This window comes from Achromobacter sp. D7-1, from assembly GCF_059760445.1.
In genome coordinates this window covers 1-25,169 of the sequence record NZ_JCBAMT010000035.1, presented here as the reverse complement: position 1 = coordinate 25,169, position 25,169 = coordinate 1, and the positions used below count along the sequence as shown (strand labels likewise).

Here is a 25,169-nt window from a genome sequence, read left to right as displayed (position 1 = left end):
GATGAACAAGCCTCCCATTCCCGCGCTCACTCACGGCCCCGACCGCCTGGCACGGTCCGCCATCGTCCTGCTGGCCGCTGCGGTGGCGCTGCCATGCGCCCCGGCCCGCAGCGAACTGGTCATGAACCGCCCCGCCATCCACTGCAGCCAGTCGAATCAGGCCGGCGGCCCCTGGCGCGAAGTCTCGCCGCTGACCAGTTCCTCGCAGATCGGCGACGTGCTGTTCGAGCGGGGAGCCGGGCTCTTCAACAACTTCCAGTTCGGCTCTGGCGTATCGCCAGGCGTGCTCCACGAACTGGTCGCGGCGGCGCAATGGGGCCACAACGTAGGCGTGGCCGCCGACGGCACGGCGCAGACGAACGTGCCCGGCATTGGATTGCAGGTATCCGTCATGGGCGCGGATGGCGTCGAAAGACGGATCAAGCCCGGCGCACTGCCCGTGGTCGTGGACAAGCGTCCCGTGTACTACGACACCTCCGGGTCGGCATCGCAGAAGAACTCCACCGTCACCGAATACATCCAGCGCCTGGTACTGACCGACTCCGCGGCCAATCTGCCCAGCGGGGAACTGAAAGTGACTGGAGTAGACCCCAACATTACGCTGATGCTCTATGCGGTCAACTATCAGCAGGGCAAAGTGGGCTACGGCGAGGTCATCCAGAGCTTTCCCGTGTGGACGCCGGGTATTGCCGGCGTCTGCGGCAATCAGCCCTTTTCCTACCAGGGCACGGGCGTCATCGGCATCGGCGGCGGCACCGGCGTGATCGTGCCCAACAGGTGCGAGGTCGGCGCCTATCGGACAATAGAGGTCTCGCTGGGGGACTTGCCGATCTCCATTTTCGATACGCCGGGAGCCACCTCGCCTTCCAAGGAATTCTCCATCGTGCTGAGCCAATGCAGCGCCGCGGCCAAGCCGACCATTACCTTTTCCGACAAGTACGGACCCAACCCGGATCCCCATGTGCTCAACCTGAAACCCGGCTCGGAAACGGCCGAGGGCATAGGCATCGCAATGATCGACGATGCCGCCAATACCCCTGTCCGCCACGGCATCGCGTATGCCATGCAACGCGTCGGCGACCAGGCCGTGCTGGCGCTGCGGGCCCATTACGTCCGCACGGCGCCGACCGACGGGACGGTCAAGGCCGGCATCGCCGACGGTAGCGCGGAGTTCACCTTCGAATTTCCTTGAGATGGCTGCGCCTCTTGCGAACAGGCCATGGACGCAAGCGCCCACGGCCCTTTTCAAGCACCGCCAATCAACGTTCGACGATGCCGTGGTTCAAGCCCACTTGCGGCACCAGGGATGCCAGTCCGAACGTGCTGTTGGCGCGCATCACCCCATAGTTCACACCGGCCAGGCCGCCATAGGTGTGCGAAAGGGAGTTGACGAAGTTCACCTTGCCGCTCGCGCTGGAATAGGTGATCGCGCCCTGGTTGAGGCCCGCGATGCCGCCAAGGTAAGCCTGGCCGGCACCGCCCACTTCCCCCGCGGAAGACGACTGCAGGACTTCCCCCATGCCGCCGTTCTCGCCCACCACGCCGCCGACATGGCTGTTGAAGCTGCCGTAGACATTGCCGTTGGCCATCGCTGAAACGATAAAGCCCTGATTGGCGCCGACCAGCCCTCCTACCGCGCTGTTCTTCCCTGCCTTCACGTCGCCGTTGGCGTTGACCGTTGCCAGCGTCCCGGTGTTGTAGCCGACCAGGCCTCCGGTGTAGGCATAGGCCCCGCCAGCAACCTTGCCGCGGGCGACCGAGGCTTCTATCCTGCCGCTGTTGTAGCCAACCAGACCGCCCGCGTGGCCGCCATTGCGGGTTTGGCCGGCCCTGACCTCACCGCCCGCTTCTGCCGTATCGATGCGCCCGTCGTTGGCGCCGACCAGACCGCCCACATTGACGCCATACGCGGCCGTCACGTCGCCCGCGGCCGTGACATCCGCCAGCAGGCCGCTGCTGGTGTTGCGTCCGGCAAAGCCGCCGGTCGATCCGCCGCCCTCGGCACTGACACCGCCCTCAGCTGCCGACCCGGAAATGCTCCCGCTGTTCAAGCCCACCAGGCCGCCCGTGTAGGCGTTGCTGCCGTTCTGCACCCACCCAGTAGCGAACGAGCGCTCGATGGCCCCGCCCAGGTTGTTGCCCACCAGTCCGCCCACGCTGTGGCCAGCGCCCGTGGCCTGCGTGCCCGCGTGGCTGGAGGCGTCCGCGACCAAGCCGCGATTCACACCAACCAGACCACCCATGCCGCCCAGTTCATCGCGCTGCATGACGCCCGATACGGCGTTGTGCGAGACGCTGCGCGTGATGGTGCCGCGACTCGATACGGAGTTCAGGTTCTCGCCCGCCAACCCGCCGAGCGCGACCGTGTGCGAACCCGCGTACACGTTGCCCGCGACGCTGGCCCGGTCGATGCTGCCGCCGACGTTGGTGCCGACCAGGCCGCCCACCACATTGCGGTGGTACGAACTGCCCTTCACGTACATGCCGGTAGTGGACACGTTGATGATCTGGCCTGAGTTGTAGCCCACCAGCGCGCCCACCGACATGGACGCCACGCCGCTGGACGGCGTATTCACCTTCATCGACGCCAGGTTGATATTGCGGATGCTGCCGGAGGACGCCGCGAACACGCCCACATTGGGACCGGCGCCGCTGACCGAGTAGCCGCTCAGCGTATTGCCCAGCCCGTCGAAGGTACCCGAGAAGGTGCCGTGCGAACCGCCTATGGACTGGATCGCGCCGCGACCACTCAGGTTGTTGCCCAGCACGTACAAGCCGCTCAGATTGCGGTCGATATCCTGAAGTTGAGCGAGGTTCTGGATAACGGCGTAGCGCTGGCCATGCGCGTGGAACGAGGCGCCCGCGCCGGACAGCGTGATCGACGCGCCTTCGCCCAGCACATGGTCGCCTGGCGCCTGCAAGGACAATGCGCCATTGATGCCGCTGACGGCGGTCTTGCCGTTGAGCGCGATTTCGCCGCCAGCGGACATGGCGATGGCGGCGTTCTGGCCGGTCGCGGTCAGGTCTCCGGTGACCGCAATATCCCGCGCCGCGATCAAGCCTAGCGTGTTACCGCTGCGCCACGCGACCGAGCCATCGAGCGCGACATCGCCCGCAGTGCCTTCCAACACGATGTTGGTGGCCGCGAGGTTGCTGGCGATGGTGTCCGCATGCACCGTGGCGTTTGCCGCGCTGGCGTTTGCACCCACGGCCACGTCCGCCGAGGCGATGCGCCACGTTCCGCTATCGCCATTCAACGCCCGCGCATCGACCTCGGCGCCGAGCCGCACTGTCACCTGCTGCCCGCGGATCTCCACCTCGCCCCCATTGCCATGCGAGGCAAGCGCGCTCGCATTCATCTTGCCGGCAGCCACCACCAGGCCGGCGTCGCCGCCATCCAGCGTAATCCTGCCGCCCTGACCCTGCAGCGTCTTCGCTTCGATGATGCCCTGGCTGTTGACTACCGTGCGCAAGGCTGCGCCGGCAGCCTTGGCGGTCATCAGCACCTGCCCGCCGTCGGCGCTCAGCATGCCGCCATTCTCGGCCAGGGCGGACAGCGCGGCGCCATCCATCCGCAGATCGAGCAAGCCGTTGCCGTCGAAGTTCACGGTGAACGCTCCGCCTGCCGCCAACGCGATCCGTCCCAGCCGCGCCTGGATTACGCCCTGGTTGCTGACCTTGGCGCCCAGCAGCGCGACACTGCCCCGATCGCGCGCCGCGATCACGCCCTGGTTCAGCACAGCGGCCTCCGACGCCCCCGTGAAACGGTAGTTGCCCGCGTTGAAATCCGCGTCGGAAAGCAACTTGGTCGAGGCAACCAGGCCACCCACATTGACCTCCGCGCCCTTGCCGAAGACGATGCCGTTGGGGTTGACCAGGAAGACCTGGCCATTGGCGTCCATGCGCCCCAGGATCGAACTCGGCGACAGACCATTCACTCTGTTCAGCGCGATGGAACTGGCGCCCGGCTGGTTGAAGGCGACACGTTCATCGGCGCCAATGTTGAAGCTGTTCCAGTCGATGATCAGCTTTTGCGTGTGCTGGTTGATCGACACCTGCTTCCGGTCCAGCGTATTGTGGATATCGCCGATACCGTTGCCGGCCGCAATCGTTCCGCCCGTCGGCGCAGCATGCGCGGAAGACAGGCCCGCCAAGCCGATCAGCGCCAGCGCCGCGACGCTGCCGCGCCTGCCGCCCCCCTTTTTTCCGTGACGCCGCACGGACTCGCGCGTCACGCTCCAGCATTGTCTGGCCTCGTTCCATACCAATGCATATGTCTTGTTCATGATTGCCTCGCAAGAGTGGCGGGTCCGCCGTCATGGCAGGCTGCGCCGGTTGGGAAAATTGCGCGCGTGCTGCGCCTGGATCAGAAGTAGTGCGATGCCTGGAGCCAGAAACGGGGCTCCTGGTCCGCCTCCGTCGCGAGTGGCTGCTGCCCAATCGGCCAGGCGATGCTCACATTCACCTGATGGCTGGCGCCGAACTGCGTAATGCCGAATCCCGCCGCGCCCAGGCCGTTGCGGTTGTCGCCCTGCGCCCAGCGGCGTTTGCTCAGACGCACGCCCCCCCGGTCCGCGAAGGCGTTCAGTTGCCAGCCGGGGGCCAGCTGGTAGCGCAACTCGGCGCTGGCCAGCCAACCTTCGTCGCCGCTGGCCGCGCCCAGCGGGTACGCGCGCACGCCATAGGGGCCGCCCAGGCTGAATTTTTCCGAACTGTCCAGGTTCCTCGAAGCCCACTGTGCCTCCAGCCGCGCAAACAGCTGGAAGCGGCCTGCGAGCTGCTGCAATCGGCTGGCCGAGAGATTGGTCCTGCCGAACCAGCCGGCTGCACGCACGGTCTGGCGATCCTCGCGCCCGGCCTGCGCGTCGCCCAGCCGCAGCCGGCCGCGGCTGTGCGACAGATTCCAGGCGTTCCGTCCACCGCCGAACCATCCGTCCTCGCTGTTGCCGGCCAGGGCCAAGGTCCATAGCCCGATACGCTTGCGACTGCTGAGCTCGAAGAGGTCCATGCGGTCAGCCAGACGCTTGCGCTCATACTGCAATTGCAGGCGCAGGCTGGCGCGACGCGTGCGCACCAAGGGCTGCTGAATGAACGCGGTCGACACTTCGGCGCGGCCATGCGCACCCAGAGGTTCGAAGCGCTTGCCCAGTTCGTACCGCATGCTGGACACGCCCACGCCGACCCGCGTGGACCAGGGCCCCAGCGGCAGCTGATAGGCCGCGTTGTAGTAGCGTTGACCGCGGTCGCTACCCAGCAGCCGCAGATTGAGCTGATCGCCCAGGCGCAGGGGGCTGTTGACGCCGAAGCTGCCGCTCAGCCGGTACTCGCCGGTGTAGTAGCCGCCGAAGTTGTCCGCGTCCAGGCTGCCGAAGATGAGCGGCCCCGCGTCAGCGTCCACCAGCAGGCTGGTGGTGCCGGTTTCGGCGCCAGCCTGCAGCGTACCCGTCACGGCCACGCCGGGCAGGTCGCTCAACAACAGCAGCGCGCGCTCCAGTTCGTCGGCCTGCACCGTATCGCCCGCGCTCAGGACGGAGAGCGGCTGCTCCAGTACCACGTCGCGGACCCGCGAGCGGTTCTGCAGGCGGATATCGCCGTAGCTGCCCTCCAGCACGGCAATGCGGAGGATGCCCGCATCGAGGTCCTGCGGCGGCAAATAGGCGCGCGCCAGCACATAGCCCTGATCGTGGTAGTAAGCAGTGATGCGATCGGCGGCCGCGCGCAGCTCCGGCAACGTCAACGCCGTGCCCGCCAGATCGGCCAACAGCGCCTGCAATGTGACCGCGTCGACGACATGGTTGCCTTCGTAGCGAAATTCGCGAACCAGGACGGAAGGGCCCGCGTCCGCCTCGCCAGACGCGGCGGCAGGCGGCTGCGGCTCGGGCAGCTGCACGTCGGGTGCGCTGCTGGCCGCGGGCATGGCGGGCAAGGCCGATTCCAGATCGCGAATGGCGCGTCCCGCATCCGGAATCTGCGCCCACGAGCTGCTCGCGTAAAACACCATGGTCAGTCCGACGCCCGTAGCGGCCGCTCGTTGGCATGCGCTTGAGCGCTTGCGGCGCAAGCATGCGTCCGCCTGCCCGGGTTTGCCGGTACGCTCCCCTGTCATTCCCCATCCCCTTGCTCTCAGCCACCTTGCACGGGCAGCGCTCGCTGCCCGGCCGGCTGCCGCTCCGGCCATGCCGGGCGACGCTCGTCTTGCAGGCAGAATACGGATCGCGCGGCGGCGGGGCTTTGGGAAGGCTACGAAAACGGAGTCGTACTTCTACGATTCCGCAGCAGGCTGCCACGGATTGCAAAGCGGCGGCGAGGGAGGCCGCACTTTCGTACTCCTCCTATTCTTCCGCGTTCCAGCAGTCGGTACTATGGCGGCAAGCGGCATCGTCACAACTGCCGCGCACATACGGCGTTTCAAACGCCTGCTTTCGAATCCCGCCGCAACCGGCCATGGACGCGCGGCGGTTCCAGTAGCAGGCTCTGGATGAACGGAAAAAAACATGTCACACGGCCGCATCCGCGTCATCGTCGCCGACGATCATCCCATCGTGTCCCTGGGCGTGAGCCATGAGCTCGCGCGGGACCCGGCGATCGAAGTCATAGGCTGCGCCAGGAATTCCACGGACCTGGTTGCCCTGCTGGAAGCGCAACCCTGCGACGCGGTGGTCTCGGACTATGCGATGCCGGGCGGCAAACACGGCGACGGCCTGGGGCTCATCGGTTTTCTGCGACGGCGTTTCCCGGCGCTGCGCGTGGCCGTGCTCACGATGATCGAGCATCCCACGCTGCTGCGGGCGCTGCTGGCCGAAAAGAATCTCTGCATACTCAGCAAAGCGGACTCCACGCGCCATATCGCCGAAGCGATACACGCGATGAGCCGCGGCCGGACCTACTATTCGCCGACGGTCAAGGACATGATCATCCGCGAATCCCTCTCGCCGCAACCATCCCGGCTGACGCGGCGAGAGGCCGAGATCATCCGCCTGTTCTGTGCGGGCACCACCATCACCGAAATAGCGCAGATCTCCAGCCGCAGCGTGCAGACGATCAGTTCACAGAAGCGCAGCGCGATGAAAAAGCTGGGTCTTGAACGCGATGCGGACTTGATCCGATACGGCTGCGCCGCACTGCCGGACCAGCCCGCCCTGGCCGCGGCCAACGCGGCGCTGCCCCAAGAGGAGGACGAGCAAGTCGCTTGAATCCCCGCCGGGCGGGCGCCCCACACGCTGTCGCTTGTGCAATGTCGACACGTAGAACGCATCCAGCATCCGAATGGCAGCCGCTTGATCCACATCAAAGCCGCCACCGCCCCTTTGCGTCAAAGCGGCCGGAATGATGTTCAAGTGATTGCGCCCGCCCCTGAAACCCGCTGCGCCCGCCCATCCGCGGCGGCATGCCGGCGCCGCCTGATACATATCCTGCCGCATCTTGATTCGACTACGCCACCGCCTGAGCCCCTCGCGGCTCGACACCGTGACGCGCTTTCGCCGCTATCAGCGCTGGCAGAGCCTGGGCGGCGGAGTGCTGATCACGGCTGCGGTGCTGTTGACCTTCGCCCTGGAAGCAAAGACCACCGCCGACAAGTACCTGGAGTATGTGCGCCAATCCTTCGTGGCTGAACACGCCGTGCTCATGAAGGAAATCTATACACGCGAGAACGCCTTCCGCATCGGTCTGGCCAGCGCGGAACTGATGTGGCGGGAAGCGGCTCCCTTCGACGCTGTGCAGATCGCAAAGTACCGCAGCCAGGGCGAAGAACTGTTATTGGAATCCGACGAGGATTCCCGCTCGCAATGGATATTGGGCTCGGGGAGCGGGCGGGTGGCGAATGCGGCAATAGGCAAGTTCTTCAATCTGGCCGAGCAGATCGGCCGCATTCCTTCAGGCAGCCCCGCCGACCATGGCAACTCGCTGGCCTCGTTCTTCTTTGGCGTCAACGGCAGCATTGCGGGTCTGGTCCCCGCCCCAGACCAGGCCGTCCGCCAAAGGATCCTGGCCGACCGCGACCGCTACCTGGCCCTGCTGACGGGCGAGGTCAGCCGGCGCATGCTGATCGCCACGGACGCAGGCACCGATACGTGGCGCTCCTTGCGCTGGATCCCTCCCGTCGCCAATCCGATTACCGGCAAGCAGGTGTTCCGCATCGGTGGAACCATACTGGACAAGGGAGTGCCCGTCGCCGTGCTGGTGACGGAGTATGCCCCCCTGCAGCCCGGCGCATCGCCAGCGGCGAATCGGCAGGCTGGGGATTTCGCCATCCTGTCGGCCAGCGGTCAACTCATCGCCGCATCGCCGGGCGCGGAGTCCGACCTCGCACAGGACGCGGCGCCTGCCGCCGATCTTGCAGACATCCCTGCCGGCACACGCCAGGAAAGGACACGCTCCGGCCAGTTCTCGATTTCGGAAGGCCTGGGTCCCACCAGTTGGGTGCTGGTCTTTACGCTGGACTGGAGCAGCATCGTCAACGCCATTGCCGCGCAGCTGACCATGCCCGCCACCATGACCGCAACGACCTTGGCGCTCATATGGGCCCTGCTGTTCTACTTTGAATTGCGCGTGGTCCGGCCCTTGATGAACCGCTCCCGGTTGGCGCTGGAAAGCGAGCATCTCAACCGTACGCTCATCGAGACAGCGCCGGTCGGCCTGGGCCTGATCGATGCGGCCAGCGGCAGCCCGCTGCTGCACAGCCCGGCCATGGAGAAGATGACTGCGCGCGTGGGCGCGGGAAAGTTCAGCCTGTCGGCGGAACTGGCCAACCGCTACCGGCGGCGCGCAGGCGTGGCTGCAGGCACGCGCGACACGGATGTGGTCGAGGAAGACCTCTCTTTCGTGGCCCGCGACGGCAATCCCGTCACCTTGTCGGTCAGCATGGCGGGTGCGCGCTACCGGGGTGCCAACGTGGTCGTGGCCGCATTCATCGATGTCACCGAAAAGTACCAGTTGGCGCAGCGCCTGCGCGAGGCCAAGGCCGCTGCCGACCGCGGCAATGCCGCCAAGTCGGCCTTTCTGGCGGCGATGAGCCATGAGATCCGCACCCCGCTGCATGCCATCCTGGGACACCTCGAACTGCTCTCGCGCTCGCGCCTGGCGCCAGTCCAGCGCAACCGGCTCGAAACCGTGCGCGCCTCGTCGGGCCTGCTGCTCGCCACGATCAGCGACGTATTGGACTTCTCCAAGATCGAGGCCGGCGAGCTCAGCCTGGAGCAGACGGAGTTCGACCTGCTCGAAGTCGCCTCGCGCGCCTTGTCCATGTTCGCGCCCCAAGCTCAAGCCAAGGGCCTGGCCTTGCTCGGCGAGCTGGGCGCTGCGCTCAGGCTGCCGATGCGGGGGGATGCCACCCGGCTGGGACAGGTGATCCACAACCTGCTCTCCAATGCCATCAAGTTCACCGACCAGGGCCAGGTGGTGCTGCGTGTCCGGACCGACACGACCAGCATCGCCATCGAGGTCGAGGACTCGGGCATAGGCATGACCGAAGAACAGACGCAGAGCGTCTTCCGCGCCTTCAGCCAGGCCGACGCGACCATAGGCAGACGCTACGGCGGCACCGGCCTGGGGCTGACCTTGTGCTGCCGACTGGTGGAGGCGATGGGCGGCTCCCTGTCGGTGCGCAGCGAACCTGGACGCGGCAGCCTGTTTGCGTTCACCCTGGAACCAGGTATCGACGCCGGTGAAAACGACAGGCCATGGTTCGCCGGCGAACAGGTATTGCTGCTGGCTGCGCGCGACAACTGCCGCCACCATCTGGAAGCCGTCCTGCGCACCTGGGGACTGCGCGTTCACGCCCGCCGCCACCCTTCCGAGCTGGACGCGGACATGCTGGACGAAGCGACGGTCCTCATCATTTGGGGGAACAAAGCGGATTGGCAGCCCCGGGACGAGGACAGATTGCTGGACCAGTCCTCATGGGTGATCGACTGCGGCATGCTGGGCCCCTCCATGCCACAGGATGCGGGGCGCAAGCTCAGCGTGTCCATGTATGGGCTGCAGGGCCTGGCCTGGGCACTGCGGCACGCGTTGCAGGACGCGCCCCTGGCCACGGCAATGCCCGTGCCGGCGCCGCCGCATCCGGTACGATCGTTGCGGGTACTGGTGGCCGAAGACAACGCCGCCAATCGCGGCTTGTTCGAAGAGCAGTTCAAACTGCTGGGCTGCGAAGTCGATCTGGCGGAGGGCGGCGCGCAGGCTTGCGCGCTGCTGGCATCACGCCGCTATGACGTGCTGGTGACGGATCTGGCGATGCCCGGCATGGACGGCTATGCGCTGGCCCGCCAGGCCCGCTCCGTCCGGCCGGACATGCCTGTCATCGCCGCCACCGCTTGCGTGACGGAAAACGAGCGGCAACGTTGCGATGAAGCGGGCATCGCGCGCGTGCTGACCAAGCCCTTGCCGCTGGCCGAACTCGAACTTGCCTTGCTGGACGTGTGCGGACAAGCCGCGCCCAGCCTGCAACAGTCCACGGCGGATTCCGGCGGCCCGCAAGCCCTGACCGACGGACGCGCCTTTCCACCCGCGCTGCTGCGCACCTTCGAACAATCCTGCGCACAATCCCTGGCCACCATCAAGCGAGCCGCCATGGACCAGGATAGCGGCCGCCTGCGCGGCGAACTGCACGCCTTGCGCGGCATGCTGGCCATCTTCCGCCTGCCTGCGCTGGCCGCACAATGCGCCCGGCTCGATGCGCACCTGAACCAGTTGGGAGTCCGCGGATCGGCGGATGCGGTGTCAGGCATCTGCGACGATGTGCTCGCGGCCGTGAAGAACGCCGTCGAGACAGCCGACGGCCAGCGGACTACGGAACGGGCATGAACGCCCTGCCCACGCCGCGCGGTCAGGCGATGCCGGACGCCGGCACGCAAGGCCCCGAATTTCCGGCCTTGACACTCCATTTTCTCCACCAGTATATTTATGAATGACGTTCATAATAATGAACAATCAAAAATCTGACCCGAGCGGCCGAAGACCGGCGGGCAGACCAGCCACATGAGGCCTTATGAGTCCCACCGCATTCGCCGAGGCAAGCCGCATCGTCAACCGCAGTCCCTTGAACCGATGGTTAGGCATGTCCGTGCTGCGAGTCGATGACGACGGCATCGCGCTCGGCATCCGCTGGCGCGAGGAACTCATTTCCAACCCCGATATCCGCTCCACGCATGGCGGCATACTTGCGACGCTGATCGATGCCGCTGGCGACTACGCGGTCGCCCTGAAAGTGGGCGTTCCCGTCCCCACGATCGACATGCATGTGGACTTCCACCGCGTGGCCAAACCGGGCGACTTGCGGGCCGAGGGCCAGGTCATACACCTGGGCAGGCGTTTCGCGACCGCGCATGCCCGCGTGCTGGACACAGAGGGCAATCTCATCGCCAGCGGCCGCGCGCTCTACCTCGTGCCGGCGCCTGTCAGCGCGGCGCCCGGCGGCGAGACAGCCCCGGCCAGTCAGGGAGAGGCATGATGGGTCCGCTCAAGGGAATCAAGATCATCGAGTTCGCGGGCATAGGTCCCTGCCCGATGACCGCAATGCTGCTCGCGGACCTGGGCGCTACCGTGCTGCGCATAGACCGGCCGGAACCCCCATCGCTGGGCATCGAGCGCCCGCTCAGCTTCAACTTGCTGTTGCGCAACCGCAAAGCCATCGCCCTGGACCTCAAGAGCGCCACGGCACGGGACCTGGTGCTGCGTCTGGTCGAAAGCGCCGACGCCTTGCTCGAGGGTTTCCGGCCCGGCGTGATGGAACGCCTGGAACTGGGACCCGACTCGTGCCTGACACGCAATCCGCGTCTGGTCTACGGCCGGATGACGGGTTGGGGCCAGACCGGACCGCTGGCCCAGGTGGCCGGCCATGATCTCAATTACATCGGCCTGACCGGCGTGTTGCACGCCATGGGCCGCGAAGGCCAGCCGCCGACCCCGCCCCTGAATCTGGTGGGAGACTTCGGCGGCGGCGCGCTGTACCTGGCCCTGGGCGTGCTCGCCGCCATCATCGAAGCCGCCCGGTCAGGACAGGGCCAGGTCGTCGACGCCGCCATCGTGGACGGCACTGCATCGCTCGCGACCTCCCTGTTCGGCCTGCATGCGGCCGGGCTTTGGAACGACAAGCGTGGCCACAACATGCTGGATTCTGGCGCTTATTTCTATGACGTCTACGAGTGCGCCGATGGCAAGTGGATTTCCGTCGCGCCGCTGGAACGCAAGTTCCACGACAAGCTGCTCGAACTCATGGGTCTGGACCGTGAATCACTCGGCCGCCAAGCCGACCGCGACGGATGGCCGCTGGCCAGGTCCATCTTCGCCGACGCCTTCAGGAAGAAGACGCAGGCGCAGTGGTGCGAACTGCTCGGTACGACGGACGTATGCGTCGCGCCGGTGCTATCGCTGGACCAGGCCGCCGAGCACCCTCATATGCGGGAGCGGGAGGTCTTGATCGAGGTCGCCGGCGTCATGCAGCCCGCGCCTGCCCCGCGCTTCTCGCGCACGGCCCCGGGAAAGCCGACGCCGCCCGAGGCCGCTAGCGCCAGCACGATGGAAGCGGCGCTGGCGGGATGGTTATCGCCCGCCGAACAGACACAATGGCGCAATCAGCTGGCTGGAGCCTCAATTGCCGGGCATGTGCCGTAAGGTTGCGGAAGCATCTGCGGCCACTTCCTGCAGCAGCTGCCGCAAGGCGGGCAGCGACTGCACGAAACGGTCGCTGGGCGCCGCAATCATCAGCGCGTAGCTGGCCGTGCCGTCAGCCTTGACGATCGGCGCGGCGATGCCAGACGCGCCTGCGACCGCCTCACCCATGCTCACCGCAATTCCGGAAGCACGTATTTCCTGCAGCTGCGACTCGAAAGCCTCCTTGTCCGGCAGAGGCTTGCCAGTCATGGACTTGAGTTTTGCGGTCTTGAGGTACTTCTTTTGCCAAGCCTGGTCCTGAAATGCGAACAGCAACTTGCCCGCAGCCGACACGTGCAGCGGCCGCTTCGTGCCGATCGGCACCGAGTACCGGACCGGTTGCTTGCTGTCGATGCCATCGATATAGGTAACCGTTTTCGCTTCCTTGTCGATCAGCGCCAGGAACACACTTTCCTCACAACGCGCCGCCAGCTCCTCGACATAGGGCCGCAGGATCTTGGTGACACCCGCGCTGGCCAGCACCTCGGCCGACAACTGGAAGATGGATGGCCCCAGTTCGTAGCGTCCGGCCGCATGCATCAGGTACTTATGGGCCACCAAGGGCCTCAACAGCAAGAGCAGGCTGCTCTTGGGCGCCTCGAGTTCGCTGCTCAGTTCCGCGAGCGTGGCGCCACCTGCACCGCGCGCCAGCACCTCAAAGATGCCGAGAATCCGCAGCAAGGAGCGGGGCTCGGAAGTGGCGGGACTCGTTTCGGATCGGGTTTTCATGAATGGGTCAGATCAGCCTGGAGCAATGTGTATGCACTGCGTTCATATTCTCGAATGATACCTGTAAAAGCGGCGCCGCTTGGACCGGCGCAATGATCAAAAAGCAGCAAGAACAAGGAGACCTCAATGCAACCAACACCCACGGGCGGCGCGCCAGGCCCCGGCGCATTCCGCGCATACCAGATCCGGCGCGACGGGCCAATGACCTCTGGCCTAGCGTGCCTGGCCCTGGCCGATCTATCGCCGGGGGATGTGGTCATACGCACGGCGTACGCCGGCGTCAATTACAAGGATGCGCTGGCCACTACCGAGCATGGCAACGTCATCCGGAAATTCCCGCGCGTCGCGGGCAGTGACGCCTCGGGATGGATCGTGGCGTCCGGCGACCGCAGGTTCCGTGAAGGGGATGAAGTCGCCGTGCTGGGACGGGGCTTCGGCGTGGACCACGACGGCGGATTCTCGGAGTACTTGCGTGTCCCCGCGGACTGGGTCATCAAGCTACCCGGCGGGCTCGCATTGCGCGACGCCGCCACGCTCGGGATCGCCGGCTACACCGCCGCGCTCGCTGTCCACCTGCTGCAGGGGGCCCGCTGCCAGCCCGAACGGGGCGAAATCCTCGTCAACGGAGCGACCGGCGCTGTCTCGAGCATGGCCATCGAAATGCTGGCGCGGCTGCAATATCGGGTCGCAGCGGTCAGCGCCAAGCCTGGCCGCGCGTCCTATCTGCAAGCCCTGGGGGCCCAGGCCGTTCTAGGCACCACGGATCTGGTCGACCAAGGCAGGCCGCTGGAGCCGGCCCGTTGGGCTGGCGCGCTGGATGCGCTGGGAGGCAAGCCGCTGGACCTGATGCTCCGGTCCACCATGCCGCGGGGATGCGTGGCGAGTTTCGGCAACGTGGCCGGCAACGAATTGTCCACCAGCGTGCTGCCCTTCATCCTGCGCGGTGTGCGCCTCATCGGTGTCAACCTGACCTACTACCTGGATCTGGAAGCCGAGCTTTGGACTCGCCTCGCTGGCGACCTCAGACCCCAGCACACGCTGGAACAGGTGAAGACCATTACGCTCGATGAGCTTGCCCAACAACTTCAGCGCATGCTGGACGGTCGATCCTGGGGTAGGACCATTGTGGAATTTCCGGCCTGATATCCGGAACGACCGCAGGCCGCAACGTCCAGTGCGTTGCGGCCCGCTGCAATTGGCCTGACGTCAATCCAGCGTTACCCCGGCCTTCTTGATGACCTTGGCCAAAGCGTCAATCTCCTTGCTCAGGAACGCTCCATACTCCTGAGGTGTGGACGACGAGGCCTGCGCGCTCTGGTTGGCGAAATACGCCTGCACTTCCTTGTCCGCCAAGGCCTTTTCAATTGCGCTATTGAGTTTGACGACGATAGCCGGCGGCGTTGCGGCTGGCGCCATCATCCCGGACCATGCCGACATCTCCAGGCCTTTGGCCACCGTTGCATCCAGCGTGGGCACATCCGGCAGGGTATCCAGCGGCACCTTCGTCGCAACCGCCAGCGCCTTCAGGCGTCCCGATTTGACTGCGGGAATGGCGCCCGCCGACGTCGCGAAGTAATAGTCAACCATGCCGGCCATCAGGTCGACCAGCGCGGGCGCCTCGCCCTTGTAAGGGATATGCATGCCCTTGATGCCAACGGCATCCTCGAACGACAGCGCGGCCAGATGAGTCACATTGCCGTTGCCTGCCGACGCGTAGTTGAGCTTCCCGGGATTCGCCTTGGCGTAGGCCACCAGTTCCTCCACGGTCTTGAACGGCGACTTTGCCGGCACCACCAGCACGATCGGCAGGCTGGCCGTGAGCGCGACTGGCACAAGGTCCTTGCTCACGTCGTAGGACAGCCGTTTGCTGTAAAGCGCGGGGCTCGACGCAATGGATGAGGTGTTGTACAGCAAGGTATAGCCGTCGCCCGTCGCCCGGCTGACTTCCTCGGCAGCAATGTTGCCGTTGGCGCCGGGCTTGTTGTCGATCAACACGTTCGCACCCAGCGTGCCGGCCATGTGTTTCGCCAGCGCGCGCGCGATCGCATCGGTCCCCCCGCCGGCGGAAAAGCCCAGGACGACCTTGATAGGTTTGGAAGGATAGTTTTCCTGGGCCATGGCGTCGGGCGCCGCCACGCCCGCCACGATCACCAGAACAGCCGAGCCCGTGACGCCGGCCAGCCATGCGTATCCGCGACGGCCGTGACCGGCCGCCCTGCGGGAGTGCTTGCAGTGAATCATGCTTGTCTCCTGTTCCTGCCTTTCGGCCATGGGCGCTGCGCGCCCTGTTTTGCTGGCGGGATCTAGCCCGCCATGGTCAATCCACCCGACACCGAGACAACCTGGCCGGTGATGAATGCCGCGTCGTCCGACGCCATGAAACACACCGCGCCAACCACATCGCCGGGCTGGCCCAGCCGGCCGAACGGGATGGCCTTCTCCAGCGCGTTACGCAGCTTGGCGCCGCTTTCACCTTCGCCGGCGAAATCACGGAAGAGCGGAGTGTCAGTCGGACCGGGGCAGACCACATTGACGTTGATCTGCTTGCGCGCAACCTCGCGCGCCATGGTCTTGGTGAACGCAATGATCCCGCCCTTGCAGGCCGAATACACCGATTCTCCGGAAGAACCGACGCGGCCGGCGTCGGACGCGATATTGACGATGCGCCCCTTGCCGCGGACGACCATGCCCTTGAGCACCGCGTGATGCAGGTTGATGGGGCCCTTCAGATTGATGTTGATGATCTTGTCCCACAATTCCGGATCCGTATCGAGGAACCGCGCGGCATGGTCCCAGCCCGCATTGTTGACCAGCACATCGACCGGACCCTGCTCGCCCTCGACCCGAGCGACGGCGGCGACGATTCCGGCGTAGTCGGTGATGTCCACGCGATACGCGGATGCCTGGCCGCCTTTTTCCCGGAGGCGCGCGGCGACCTGCTCCGCCCCTTCGGCGTTCAAGTCGAATATGGCGACCTTGGCGCCTTCCTCGGCAAAGCGTTCGCACAGCGCGGCACCGATGCCGCCGCTGCCGCCCGTGACGATCACAACCTTTTCTTTCAGGCCCTTCATGGTTTCTCTCCTGGCTAGTCTTAGTTACGGCACTTGATCATGCGCAGGGGGGTGTACGTCATCACGACCGTGCCGTCCTGCTTGACCACTTTGTTGAAGGTACGCACCAGGCCCCGCCCCGGGCGGCTGTTGGACAGGCGCGCTTCTATCACCTCGCACTCGACGTGGATGGTGTCGCCGACGAAAGCCGGTCCTTTGATATCCAGTTCCATGTTCAGAAAGGCGTAGCCCGTCTTCTGCATGGTCGATTGAGTCAACAACCCTTCCGAGATGCCATACACGAACGATCCAGGCGCGAAGCGGCCCTTGATGTCGGATTCGTTCTTGACGAATTCCATGTCGGTGAACAACACCTCGGTCATATGTATGCAGTTGATGAAGGCGCATACGTCCGCATCCTGGATAGTGCGTCCCAGCGTCTTGAACTTGCGTCCGACCGGCAGGTCTTCGAAGTACATGCCCAGGCCTACGGTTTCGATCTCTTCGCGGTTCATCGCGGTCTCCTTGTGTGTGTCTTTACTTGCGGGCTGGACGGCCCAACAGACTGTTAGAAATGATGTTGCGTTGGATCTGGTTGGTGCCCTCGATGATCTGCAACACCTTGGCATCCCTGAAATAGCGGTTGATCGGATACTCCGACGAGATTCCCGCCGCACCGAACAGCTGCACGGCATCGGTCGCGACCTTCATGGCCGTGTCGCTGGCAAAGCATTTCGCCATCGCCGCCACCGGGGCCAGGGCCGCCGCCGGCGCGCCGCCATCCACCAGCGAGGCAGCGCGGTAGACCAGTTGGCGCGCGGCTTCAGTCTGCATCGCCATGTCGGCCAGCATCCAGCGCACGCCCTGGAACTCACTGACTTGTTGGCCGAATGCCGTGCGATTGGTGACGAATTCCATTGCGTGGTCCAGCGCGCCCTGGGCCAGGCCGACGCCGCGCGCCCCGATCAGCGGACGGCTGGCGTTGAACGCCTCCATTACCGCCCTGAATCCACCGCCCAGCATGTTCGCGTCGGGCACAAGCACGTTGTCAAGAAACAATGGGCAGGACGGCACGCCGCGTGCGCCCATTTTTTCTTCCTTGCGCCCAACCTGCAGGCCGGGCGTACCTCTCTCGACGATGAACAGGCTGATTCCGTCTTTGCCGTCTTCGCGGTACTTTGCCGCCACCAGGATGAAGTCCGCGATGTCCGAGTTGGTGCACCAGATCTTGGCGCCGTTCAGCAGGAAGCCACCGTCGACTTTCTCGGCGCGGGTCTTGATGCCGCTGACGTCCGAACCGCTTTGGGCCTCGGTGGTGGAGAAGGCGCCGCGCAGGTCGCCACTGGCCAGGCCGGGCAGCAGCCGCGCCTTCTGCTCCTCTGTACCGCCATGCAGGATGGCGCCGAACGGCACCCACTGGACCAGCAGCAGGTAGGCGGTGTTGTAGCAAACGCGACCGAACTCTTCGATTGCCAGGCATGCCGACAACATGCTGCCCGCCCCGCCATACTGCTCGGGGAACGGGAGAGTGAACAGCCCAAGCTCTTTGAGCAGGGCATACATGTCATGGGGATACTCGGCGCTGCTGTCGATCTCGTTGGCTCGCGGCGCAACCTTTTCTCGCGCCACGCGCCTGATGAGATCCTGTATCTGCAGCTGATCGTCGTTCAAAGCGTATTGGCTGTCGTGCATGGGATGTTCCTGATCTCGATGATTCGTGTTGCTTCCAGCGCCTCGATGTCGGCCCCGGACTTGTTGAGCAGCGAAGCGAGCACCTCGGCGGTGTGTTGTCCGCGCAATGGAGGGGGATACCGGTACTCCACCGGCGTGCCGGACAAACGGATCGGATTGGCGACCATGCCCACCGTCGTGCCCCCAGGGTGAGGCATGTCCACGCGCAGGCCGCGATGTATTACCTGCGGATGCTCGAATACCTGCGCATAGTTGTTGATGGAGCCGTTCGGGACTTCAGAGTTGGCAAGCAGGCCCAGCCAATGTCTGGACGGCTGCGTTCTGAACAGTTCTTCCAACGCGCCCACCAGGTCGGCGCGGTTGATGTTGCGGCCGGGCATGTCCGTGAAACGCGGATCGCTGAGCATTTCAGGCATGCCGATCAGCTCGCACAATCTGCGGAACTGGCCGTCGTTGCCGCAGCCAATGATGATGTGCCCGTCTGCCGTGGGAAAGGTTTGGTAAGGCGCGAGGTTGGGATGCTCGTTGCCCCAGCGGCGTGGAACCGCGCCACTGGCGAAATAGCTGGCTATCTGGTTGGCCCCGAAATTGACGACCGTATCCAACAGAGCGACGTCGATATGCTGGCCAACGCCGGTTGCGTGCCGGCTCTCGATGGCCGAAAGTATGCCTATGGTGGCGTTCAAACCGGTCAGCACGTCGGCGACGGCAATGGCCGATTTCATCGGACCGCCACCCGGCTTGTCGTCGCGCTCGCCGGTGATGCTCATCAACCCGCCTTCGCCCTGAAAAATGAAGTCGTAGCCCGGCAGGTGGGCGCACGGTCCGTCTTGCCCGTAGCCCGTGATGGAGCAATAGACCAGGCGCGGATTCACTTCGCGCAAGTGGGCGTACGACAGACCGTATCGGGCCAGGTCCCCGACCTTGTAGTTTTCCACCAGCACGTCGCACTGGCGCGCGAGTTCGCGCACCAGTTCCTGCCCCTGCGCGGTCGAGATGTCGATGGCGACGGAGCGCTTGTTGCGATTGGCGGACGTGAAGTAGGCCGAGTCGCCCACGCGCTCGCCGCCGTCATTCTCAATCCAGGGCGGTCCCCAGTGCCGGGTGTCGTCACCCAGCACCGGGCGCTCCACCTTGATGACATCGGCCCCCAGGTCGGCCAGCATCTGCGTGCACCAGGGCCCGGCCAGCACACGGGTCAGATCCAGCACGCGCAAGTGAGAGAGAGATCCTGCCATATGCCCAGCCTCAGATGTAAAATCGTTCATATTTATGAATGATGTTTATTATTTTATATTCGACAGTACTGATGGACAATAAAATTCCGGTTCTTTTTTTGCCCATATATATCAATATCATGATGCATATGGGCGTACTACCGCGTTGAAACGACAAGAACAGGGAATGATTTCCTTCAGCCCGACCAACTGGTCGCGCGGCGTCAGTCCAGCTTAATGCCCGAGGTTTGCACCACGTCTTTCCAACGATCGATTTCGGCTTGCAGGAAGCTCCGGAACTCCTGCGGCGAGGTCGCCTTGGGCACCGCCCCCTGCGCCGCCAATTGGGCGCTCACCTTGGGGTCGCTCAACGCCTTCACGTAGGCCTGATTCAAGCGGACGATGACTTCCGGCGGCGTTCCCGCAGGCGCCATCAAGGCTTGCCAGGCGCCCATCTGGAAGCCGGGCAGGATCGCCTCCGACGCGGTGGGCACATCGGGCAGCAGGTGCGACCGGTCCTTGCCAGTCACCACCAGCGCCTTGACCCGTCCGTCCCGAACATAGGGATAGGCCGAATTGATGGGGTCCGCGAACAAATCCAAACGCCCCGCGATGAAATCGGGGAATGCCCCCGCGCCGCCCTTATAGGGAATGTGCGTAGCCTCGATTCCGGCCGCCTGCAGCAGCACGAACATGGCCAGATGCGTCAAGTTTCCCGTGCCTGACGAGCCATAGTTCAGTTTGCCCGGGTGCTTCTGCGCATAGGCCTTCAGTTCCTGCACGTTCGCCACGCCCAGGGGATTGCTGGCCATGACCAGCAAAGGCTGGTCGATCAGCAGGGAAACCGGGGCCAGATTCTTGTCCAGGTTGTATGAGACTTTCTGGCCAAATGCAGCCGTGAAGCCCAGCGCGGATGTGCTGTGCAAAAGCGTGTAGCCGTCGGGTGCCGCCTGAGCCACGGCTTCGGCGCCGATATTGCCATTGGCTCCCGGACGATTCTCAACCACCACGGGCACTCCCAGTTCGCCGGACACCTGGGCGGCCAACAGGCGTGCGACCTGGTCGGTAGCGCCGCCCGGCGCGAACGGAACGATTACCCGGATGGGCTTGGCGGGAAAGGCCGGCTGAGCGCCTGCCGCACCAGGGCCAAGGATCAGACTGCTGGCGAGCGCGGCCGCCAGTGTGCGCAACAGTTTCATGGTTGTCTCCTCCGCATGCCGGCTCCCAGGCCGGGCACATTCCCGTCTGTCGCCATGCGTCTTCTCTTTCGTTCACTTATATGAACGATGTTCATAATTATATGTTCGTGATCTCGCAAAAGGCAATTTTTCCTTTACAAGTGCTCCGCATTTAAATCATGATGTTGATATAAATTCAAAAACGGAGGCAAGCATGACCGTTGTGACGGATTTTCGCGACCAAGTCGCAGTGATCGAGTTGAATCGCCCGCAGGCCCTCAATGCGCTGAACGAGCAGATGCTCGCTGACCTGCGCACGGCGGTGGACGACGCGGAGGCTTCCGGCTGCCGCGCCATGGTGCTTACCGGTGCGGGCGACAAAGCGCTGTGCGCCGGCGCGGACATCGCGCAACTCCAGGCCCGCGCGCCCGCTACGCATCGCGCGAGTGTCAGCCAGGCGCAAGCCCTCTTCAATCGCATCCAGCAATCAGCCCTGCCCAGCGTGGCGGTCATTAACGGATTTGCGTTCGGCGGCGGCCTGGAACTGGCGCTTGCCTGCACCTTCCGCATCGCCACGGCCAAGGCCAGGATGGCATTGCCCGAAATCAAGCTGGGCCTCATCCCTGGCTATGGCGGCACCCAACGCCTGCCCCGTCTGATAGGTGAGGCCCGCGCGGCGGAACTGGTGCTCTCCGGCCGCGCAGTCGATGCCGAGGAGGCACTGCTTATCGGCTTGGTCAACCGCATCGTGGACGACGGCGCCCCGGCTGACCTGGGGCGCGCCTTCCTGGAGCCCATGATCGGACACAGCAAGGTCGCGACATCCCTGGCGCGCGAAGCCATGCGCCGCGGCCTGGACGGCGCGCTGGCGCCTGGGCTGGCAATAGAAGCCGACATGTTCGCGCTCTGCGTGCGGTCGCACGACGCGGCCGAAGGCATGGCCGCCTTCCTGGCCAAGCGGCCTGCCCGGTTCACCGACAGCTGACACGCGTCCGCCCCGCCCATCCCCAGCCTTTCGCAAATCCGGGTAAATCATGCACACCTACCCCAACTTGCTTGAACCCTATGACTTCGGCTTTCTCGCCTTGAGCAACCGGATGGTCATGGGCGCCATGCACACCCGAATCGAAACCCTGGATAAGCCATTGGCACGACAGGTGCAGTTCTTCCGCGAACGCGCGCGCGGCGAAATCGGCCTGATACTCACCGGGGGATACGCGCCGAACCTGGCGGGCCGGATGGAGGAGGACGCGCCCGTCCTCGAGCACCCGGAGCAATTGGCGCCGCATATGGCCATCACGCAGGCCGTGCACGAGGAAGGCGGCAGGATCGTGCTGCAGATTCTGCATGCTGGACGCTATGCCAAGCACCCCTTGTGCGTCGGTCCCACGGCGCTGCGCGCGCCCATCAATCGCCATACGCCTCGCGCGTTGACGCCGGAAGGCATTGCACAGACTGTGCAGGCGATAGCCCATACCGCGAGGCTCGCCCAAGAGGCCGGCTACGACGGTGTGGAGATCATGGGCTCCGAAGGTTATCTGCTCAATGAGTTCACGAGCCCATGCACCAACCTCCGCGGCGACGCCTACGGCGGCAGCTTCGAGAATCGCATCCGCTTTCCCATTGAAACCGTAGCGGCCGTACGCGCCGCCGTCGGCGTCCACTTCCTGCTCATCTACCGGATCTCGGCCATAGACCTGGTGCCAGACGGACTTACCGGCACCGACACCGCGCAGCTTGCGCAACGCCTGCAGCAAGCCGGCGTCGACATGCTCAATACCGGCGTCGGTTGGCACGAGTCGTCCATCCCCACTATTGCGGCGTCCGTCCCTCGAGCTGCCTGGGGGTTCGCCGTCCGCAACATCAAGCGCGCGGTTTCCATTCCCGTCATTGCTTCCAACCGCATCAGCACGCCCGAAGTCGGCGAGCGCCTGCTGGCTGGCGGCACCGCCGACTTCGTGTCAATGGCGAGGCCTCTGCTTGCCGATCCCGAATTCGCCGCCAAGACGCGCCAGGGCCGCGCCGACCTCATCAATAGCTGTATCGCCTGCAACCAGGCGTGCCTGGACCATATCTTCACCGAGCGCGCGGCGTCGTGTCTGGTCAACCCCCGCGCCGGGCGCGAACTCGACTACCCGGCAGGCCGGGCTGCGACGCCGCGCCACATCGCGGTAGCGGGCGGCGGCGCCGCTGGCATGGCCTTCGCCGTCTACGCGGCCGAACGTGGCCACAAGGTTGCGCTGTACGAGGCGGGACAGGATCTGGGCGGCTTGCTGAACCTGGCCCGCCGCATACCAGGAAAAACCGAATTCAATGAAACGCTGCGGTACTTCCAGGCGAGGCTCGCGGGACTCGGTGTGACCGTCGCGCTGGGCCGCCGAGTCACTGCCGCGCAATTGCAAGCGGGAGGATATGAGGCCGTCGTCGTGGCCACGGGCGTGACGCCGCGCTTGCCCGACATAGACGGCATCGACCATCCGAAAGTCGCCCTCTACGACGAAGTCCTGTCGGGACGTCGCCGCGTCGGCGCTCGCGTGGCCCTCATCGGCGCCGGGGGGATTGCCTTCGATATCGCGGAATTTCTCCTGGGCGACGCAGAGGAATCGCTGTCACCCGAACGGTTCCGGCAGCACTGGGGCATCGACGCATCCTTGGAAAACCCCGGCGGCATGATGCACATTTCGCCATGCGCGCCGCGGCGGGTCATCCACATGCTGCAGCGCAGCCCGGACAAGCCGGGCGGGCGCCTGGGTAAAAGCACCGGCTGGATCCTCAAGACCCGCCTGAAGCGCGCTGGCGTTCAGATGATTTCCGGCGCCAGCTATCACCGCATCGACGACGCGGGCCTGACCTACTCCTGTCATGGCGTCACGGAAGTGCTTCCGGTGGATGACGTCATCGTATGCGCGGGCCAGATAGCGCAGAACGAACTGAGCCTGGCCCTGGCCGGCTCCGGCCTGCGCGTGGAAACCATAGGAGGCGCGCGGCACGCGGCTGAACTCGATGCCGCGCGCGCCATCGAGGAGGCGCTGAGGCTGGCCCATGCCTTCTGACCGAGATATCGCTGTTCGCGGGAATCCATCCCGCCACGACTCCACCGCCGGATATCGCCGCGGCTTCTTATCCCCTCACTACAGGAATTGCTGACCATGAACGACCGTTATGCCTCCTACACCCGGCTCAAGTTCGACCGGCCGCACCCTCGCGTACTGCGCATCACCCTCGCCTCGCCGCTCAAGATGGGCGCCATGGACGCAGCCATGCACCGCGAAGTTTCCCAGATCTGGCGGGACGTGGATGCCGACCCCACGGTCTCGGCCATTCTGCTGACCGGAGAAGGCCGTACCTTCTCCGCCGGCGGCGATCTCAATCATGAACGCCATGGCGCCGACGACTACGACACCCGCATGCAGACGATGAAGGAAGCGCGCGACATCGTCTACGGCATGATCAATTGCTCCAAGCCGATCGTGAGCGCAGCGCGCGGCTGGGCCGTCGGCGCCGGCCTCGCGTGCGTGGTCCTCGCCGACATTTCCATCGCATCCAAGGACGCCCGCTTCTCCGACGGGCACATGAAAATCGGCGTGGCCGCCGGCGACCACGCCACCATCATCTGGCCGCTGCTGTGCGGCATGGCCAAGGCAAAATACTATCTGCTCACGGCGGACAGCTTCACGGGCGAGGAAGCCGAGCGCATGAATCTCATCTCTCTCGCGCTGGACGACTCGGAGGTCGAAGCCAAAGCGGTCGAGCTCGCATCGCGGCTGGCCGATGGCGCGCCTGGCGCCATCCGCTGGACCAAGCACGCGCTGAACAACTGGCTACGGCAGGCCGGCCCGATCTTCGATGCGTCGTTGGCGATGGAGTTCATCGGCATGGCCAGCCCGGAAGGCAAGGAGGGCATGGATGCCTTCCTGCAGAAGCGACCGCCCCGGTTCCCGATCGAAACCCCCTTCTAGGAAGCGTGCCCCGCAAGGCCATGAGGTAATCTCGCTTTCATTCATCTGTTGCAAGGGCGACAACATCGTGGCAAACAAATCAGGCGCCGAGATCCACAATCGGTTGTTCTTCCGTCTGTTCCAACTTGGCAACTCCCTGCAGCGCCAAGCGAGCAACGAGCTCGGCATCAGCACCGTGCAGTGGGCCGTGCTGGGCGCGCTGACTCGGCCTCAGGCGGCAGACGGCATGACCTTCGGCGAACTGGCCGACTATCTCGTGGTCAGCCGGCAAAGCCTGGACGGCGTGCTCAAGCGCCTGGAACGCGAAGGCCATGTGCGCCGGGTTCCCGACAAGAATGACCGGCGCGCGCGCGTCGTCATTCTGTTGCCGGCCGGCCAGCGTTTCTGGGACGAGATCCAGCCCAACATCTACGAGTTTTACCGGCAAGCGATGAAGAGCTTTCAATTCGACGATAGCGTGACCTTCCTGCATTACCTGAATCGCTTGCAGCACGACATCGCCGAGGTAGAACTCTGACGCCTGCCTATCGCTTAGGAAACCCATGAAAATACTGGTACCCGTTAAACGCGTCGTTGACTACAACGTCAAGGTGCGCGTCAAGTCTGATCAAACCGGCGTGGATATCGCCAATGTGAAGATGTCCATGAACCCCTTTGACGAGATTGCCGTCGAGGAAGCGACCCGCCTGAAGG

Annotated in this window: 19 protein-coding genes and 1 pseudogene; 11 read left to right on the top strand and 9 right to left on the bottom strand. The window is 64.8% G+C overall.

Annotated elements, in window-relative coordinates:
* Position 1: 1 nt before the first annotated feature.
* On the top strand, positions 2–1,192 hold the full coding sequence (locus tag AC6LKD_RS16535; protein ID WP_498116827.1) for a fimbrial protein: 1,191 nt from the start codon (positions 2–4) through the stop codon (positions 1,190–1,192).
* A gap of 67 nt (positions 1,193–1,259) precedes the next feature.
* Here the strand turns inward: AC6LKD_RS16535 and AC6LKD_RS16530 are convergent, their stop codons facing one another.
* Together AC6LKD_RS16530 and AC6LKD_RS16525 are read right to left on the bottom strand one after the other, a co-directional pair.
* Positions 1,260–4,286 carry a two-partner secretion domain-containing protein gene (locus AC6LKD_RS16530; protein WP_498116825.1) on the bottom strand — a complete coding sequence of 1,009 codons (3,027 nt, stop codon included), beginning with the start codon at positions 4,284–4,286 and terminating at the stop codon, positions 1,260–1,262.
* An 80-nt stretch (positions 4,287–4,366) separates the two neighbouring features.
* Positions 4,367–6,001, bottom strand: coding sequence for a ShlB/FhaC/HecB family hemolysin secretion/activation protein (locus AC6LKD_RS16525; protein WP_498116823.1), 1,635 nt, complete (start codon positions 5,999–6,001; stop codon positions 4,367–4,369).
* 493 nt (positions 6,002–6,494) lie between these two features.
* Here AC6LKD_RS16525 and AC6LKD_RS16520 point away from each other — a divergent pair, with 493 nt between their 5' ends.
* The 4 genes from AC6LKD_RS16520 to AC6LKD_RS16505 all read left to right on the top strand — a co-directional run bounded on the left by AC6LKD_RS16520 (position 6,495) and on the right by AC6LKD_RS16505 (position 12,612).
* Positions 6,495–7,193 (top strand): response regulator, encoded by a 699-nt coding sequence (locus AC6LKD_RS16520; protein WP_013396630.1) that lies wholly within the window; start codon positions 6,495–6,497, stop codon positions 7,191–7,193.
* 229 nt (positions 7,194–7,422) lie between these two features.
* A complete protein-coding gene (locus AC6LKD_RS16515; RefSeq protein WP_498116821.1) occupies positions 7,423–10,803 on the top strand; it encodes a hybrid sensor histidine kinase/response regulator in 3,381 nt (1,126 codons plus the stop codon).
* 184 nt (positions 10,804–10,987) lie between these two features.
* Positions 10,988–11,449: a PaaI family thioesterase gene (locus AC6LKD_RS16510; RefSeq protein ID WP_492274020.1), complete on the top strand. Its 462-nt coding sequence runs from the start codon at positions 10,988–10,990 to the stop codon at positions 11,447–11,449.
* On the top strand, positions 11,449–12,612 hold the full coding sequence (locus tag AC6LKD_RS16505) for a CaiB/BaiF CoA transferase family protein (protein WP_498116868.1): 1,164 nt from the start codon (positions 11,449–11,451) through the stop codon (positions 12,610–12,612). Before AC6LKD_RS16510 ends, AC6LKD_RS16505 begins: the two co-directional genes overlap by 1 nt.
* On the opposite strand, the gene AC6LKD_RS16500 is transcribed toward AC6LKD_RS16505, so the two are convergent.
* Entirely contained in the window at positions 12,589–13,380 is a 792-nt protein-coding gene (locus AC6LKD_RS16500; RefSeq protein WP_207467860.1) for an IclR family transcriptional regulator, read from the bottom strand. The two genes, AC6LKD_RS16505 and AC6LKD_RS16500, sit on opposite strands and share 24 nt — an antisense overlap.
* Positions 13,381–13,506: 126 nt before the next feature.
* On the opposite strand from AC6LKD_RS16500, the gene AC6LKD_RS16495 reads away from it, so the two are divergent.
* Positions 13,507–14,523 (top strand): acrylyl-CoA reductase family protein, encoded by a 1,017-nt coding sequence (locus AC6LKD_RS16495; protein ID WP_498116819.1) that lies wholly within the window; start codon positions 13,507–13,509, stop codon positions 14,521–14,523.
* Between the two features lie 63 nt (positions 14,524–14,586).
* Here AC6LKD_RS16495 and AC6LKD_RS16490 read toward each other — a convergent pair whose 3' ends face one another.
* From AC6LKD_RS16490 to AC6LKD_RS16465, 6 genes are all read right to left on the bottom strand, one after another.
* Positions 14,587–15,621 carry a Bug family tripartite tricarboxylate transporter substrate binding protein gene (locus tag AC6LKD_RS16490; protein WP_498116867.1) on the bottom strand — a complete coding sequence of 345 codons (1,035 nt, stop codon included), beginning with the start codon at positions 15,619–15,621 and terminating at the stop codon, positions 14,587–14,589.
* A gap of 62 nt (positions 15,622–15,683) precedes the next feature.
* Positions 15,684–16,451 (bottom strand): glucose 1-dehydrogenase, encoded by a 768-nt coding sequence (locus AC6LKD_RS16485; RefSeq protein ID WP_207467858.1) that lies wholly within the window; start codon positions 16,449–16,451, stop codon positions 15,684–15,686.
* Positions 16,452–16,471: 20 nt separating this feature from the next.
* Positions 16,472–16,945: a MaoC family dehydratase gene (locus AC6LKD_RS16480; protein ID WP_173145130.1), complete on the bottom strand. Its 474-nt coding sequence runs from the start codon at positions 16,943–16,945 to the stop codon at positions 16,472–16,474.
* A gap of 22 nt (positions 16,946–16,967) precedes the next feature.
* Complete coding sequence (locus AC6LKD_RS16475; RefSeq protein ID WP_498116817.1) at positions 16,968–18,122, bottom strand: acyl-CoA dehydrogenase family protein; 1,155 nt, start codon at positions 18,120–18,122, stop codon at positions 16,968–16,970.
* Entirely contained in the window at positions 18,098–19,360 is a 1,263-nt protein-coding gene (locus AC6LKD_RS16470) for a CaiB/BaiF CoA transferase family protein (RefSeq protein WP_492274018.1), read from the bottom strand. The genes AC6LKD_RS16475 and AC6LKD_RS16470 overlap by 25 nt, the downstream gene beginning before the upstream one ends.
* Positions 19,361–19,563: 203 nt before the next feature.
* Positions 19,564–20,538 carry a Bug family tripartite tricarboxylate transporter substrate binding protein gene (locus AC6LKD_RS16465; protein ID WP_492274017.1) on the bottom strand — a complete coding sequence of 325 codons (975 nt, stop codon included), beginning with the start codon at positions 20,536–20,538 and terminating at the stop codon, positions 19,564–19,566.
* A 193-nt stretch (positions 20,539–20,731) separates the two neighbouring features.
* Between AC6LKD_RS16465 and AC6LKD_RS16460 the strand changes: the two genes are divergently transcribed.
* The 5 genes and pseudogenes from AC6LKD_RS16460 to AC6LKD_RS16440 all read left to right on the top strand — a co-directional run.
* Complete coding sequence (locus tag AC6LKD_RS16460; RefSeq protein ID WP_492274016.1) at positions 20,732–21,502, top strand: enoyl-CoA hydratase/isomerase family protein; 771 nt, start codon at positions 20,732–20,734, stop codon at positions 21,500–21,502.
* Positions 21,503–21,551: 49 nt separating this feature from the next.
* The gene (locus AC6LKD_RS16455; RefSeq protein WP_492274015.1) at positions 21,552–23,570 is read left to right on the top strand and encodes an oxidoreductase; all 2,019 of its coding nucleotides are present in this window, start codon (positions 21,552–21,554) and stop codon (positions 23,568–23,570) included.
* A gap of 96 nt (positions 23,571–23,666) precedes the next feature.
* Positions 23,667–24,476, top strand: coding sequence for an enoyl-CoA hydratase/isomerase family protein (locus tag AC6LKD_RS16450; RefSeq protein WP_492274014.1), 810 nt, complete (start codon positions 23,667–23,669; stop codon positions 24,474–24,476).
* Positions 24,477–24,543: 67 nt separating this feature from the next.
* Complete coding sequence (locus AC6LKD_RS16445; protein ID WP_207467849.1) at positions 24,544–24,993, top strand: MarR family winged helix-turn-helix transcriptional regulator; 450 nt, start codon at positions 24,544–24,546, stop codon at positions 24,991–24,993.
* Between the two features lie 25 nt (positions 24,994–25,018).
* Positions 25,019–25,169, top strand: a pseudogene (locus AC6LKD_RS16440) (electron transfer flavoprotein subunit beta/FixA family protein); the annotation flags it as partial.

What these genes read in the sequence shown, in the direction of transcription:
- AC6LKD_RS16500 (WP_207467860.1), bottom strand. Translation starts at nt 13,380, where the DNA reads ATGAAAACCCGATCCGAAACGAGTCCCGCCACTTCCGAGCCCCGCTCC.
- AC6LKD_RS16475 (WP_498116817.1), bottom strand. Translation starts at nt 18,122, where the DNA reads ATGCACGACAGCCAATACGCTTTGAACGACGATCAGCTGCAGATACAG.
- AC6LKD_RS16485 (WP_207467858.1), bottom strand. Translation starts at nt 16,451, where the DNA reads ATGAAGGGCCTGAAAGAAAAGGTTGTGATCGTCACGGGCGGCAGCGGC.
- AC6LKD_RS16465 (WP_492274017.1), bottom strand. Translation starts at nt 20,538, where the DNA reads ATGAAACTGTTGCGCACACTGGCGGCCGCGCTCGCCAGCAGTCTGATC.
- AC6LKD_RS16525 (WP_498116823.1), bottom strand. Translation starts at nt 6,001, where the DNA reads ATGGTGTTTTACGCGAGCAGCTCGTGGGCGCAGATTCCGGATGCGGGA.
- AC6LKD_RS16530 (WP_498116825.1), bottom strand. Translation starts at nt 4,286, where the DNA reads ATGAACAAGACATATGCATTGGTATGGAACGAGGCCAGACAATGCTGG.
- AC6LKD_RS16535 (WP_498116827.1), top strand. Translation starts at nt 2, where the DNA reads ATGAACAAGCCTCCCATTCCCGCGCTCACTCACGGCCCCGACCGCCTG.
- AC6LKD_RS16495 (WP_498116819.1), top strand. Translation starts at nt 13,507, where the DNA reads ATGCAACCAACACCCACGGGCGGCGCGCCAGGCCCCGGCGCATTCCGC.
- AC6LKD_RS16480 (WP_173145130.1), bottom strand. Translation starts at nt 16,945, where the DNA reads ATGAACCGCGAAGAGATCGAAACCGTAGGCCTGGGCATGTACTTCGAA.
- AC6LKD_RS16520 (WP_013396630.1), top strand. Translation starts at nt 6,495, where the DNA reads ATGTCACACGGCCGCATCCGCGTCATCGTCGCCGACGATCATCCCATC.
- AC6LKD_RS16460 (WP_492274016.1), top strand. Translation starts at nt 20,732, where the DNA reads ATGACCGTTGTGACGGATTTTCGCGACCAAGTCGCAGTGATCGAGTTG.
- AC6LKD_RS16455 (WP_492274015.1), top strand. Translation starts at nt 21,552, where the DNA reads ATGCACACCTACCCCAACTTGCTTGAACCCTATGACTTCGGCTTTCTC.
- AC6LKD_RS16510 (WP_492274020.1), top strand. Translation starts at nt 10,988, where the DNA reads ATGAGTCCCACCGCATTCGCCGAGGCAAGCCGCATCGTCAACCGCAGT.
- AC6LKD_RS16505 (WP_498116868.1), top strand. Translation starts at nt 11,449, where the DNA reads ATGGGTCCGCTCAAGGGAATCAAGATCATCGAGTTCGCGGGCATAGGT.
- AC6LKD_RS16490 (WP_498116867.1), bottom strand. Translation starts at nt 15,621, where the DNA reads ATGATTCACTGCAAGCACTCCCGCAGGGCGGCCGGTCACGGCCGTCGC.
- AC6LKD_RS16470 (WP_492274018.1), bottom strand. Translation starts at nt 19,360, where the DNA reads ATGGCAGGATCTCTCTCTCACTTGCGCGTGCTGGATCTGACCCGTGTG.
- AC6LKD_RS16450 (WP_492274014.1), top strand. Translation starts at nt 23,667, where the DNA reads ATGAACGACCGTTATGCCTCCTACACCCGGCTCAAGTTCGACCGGCCG.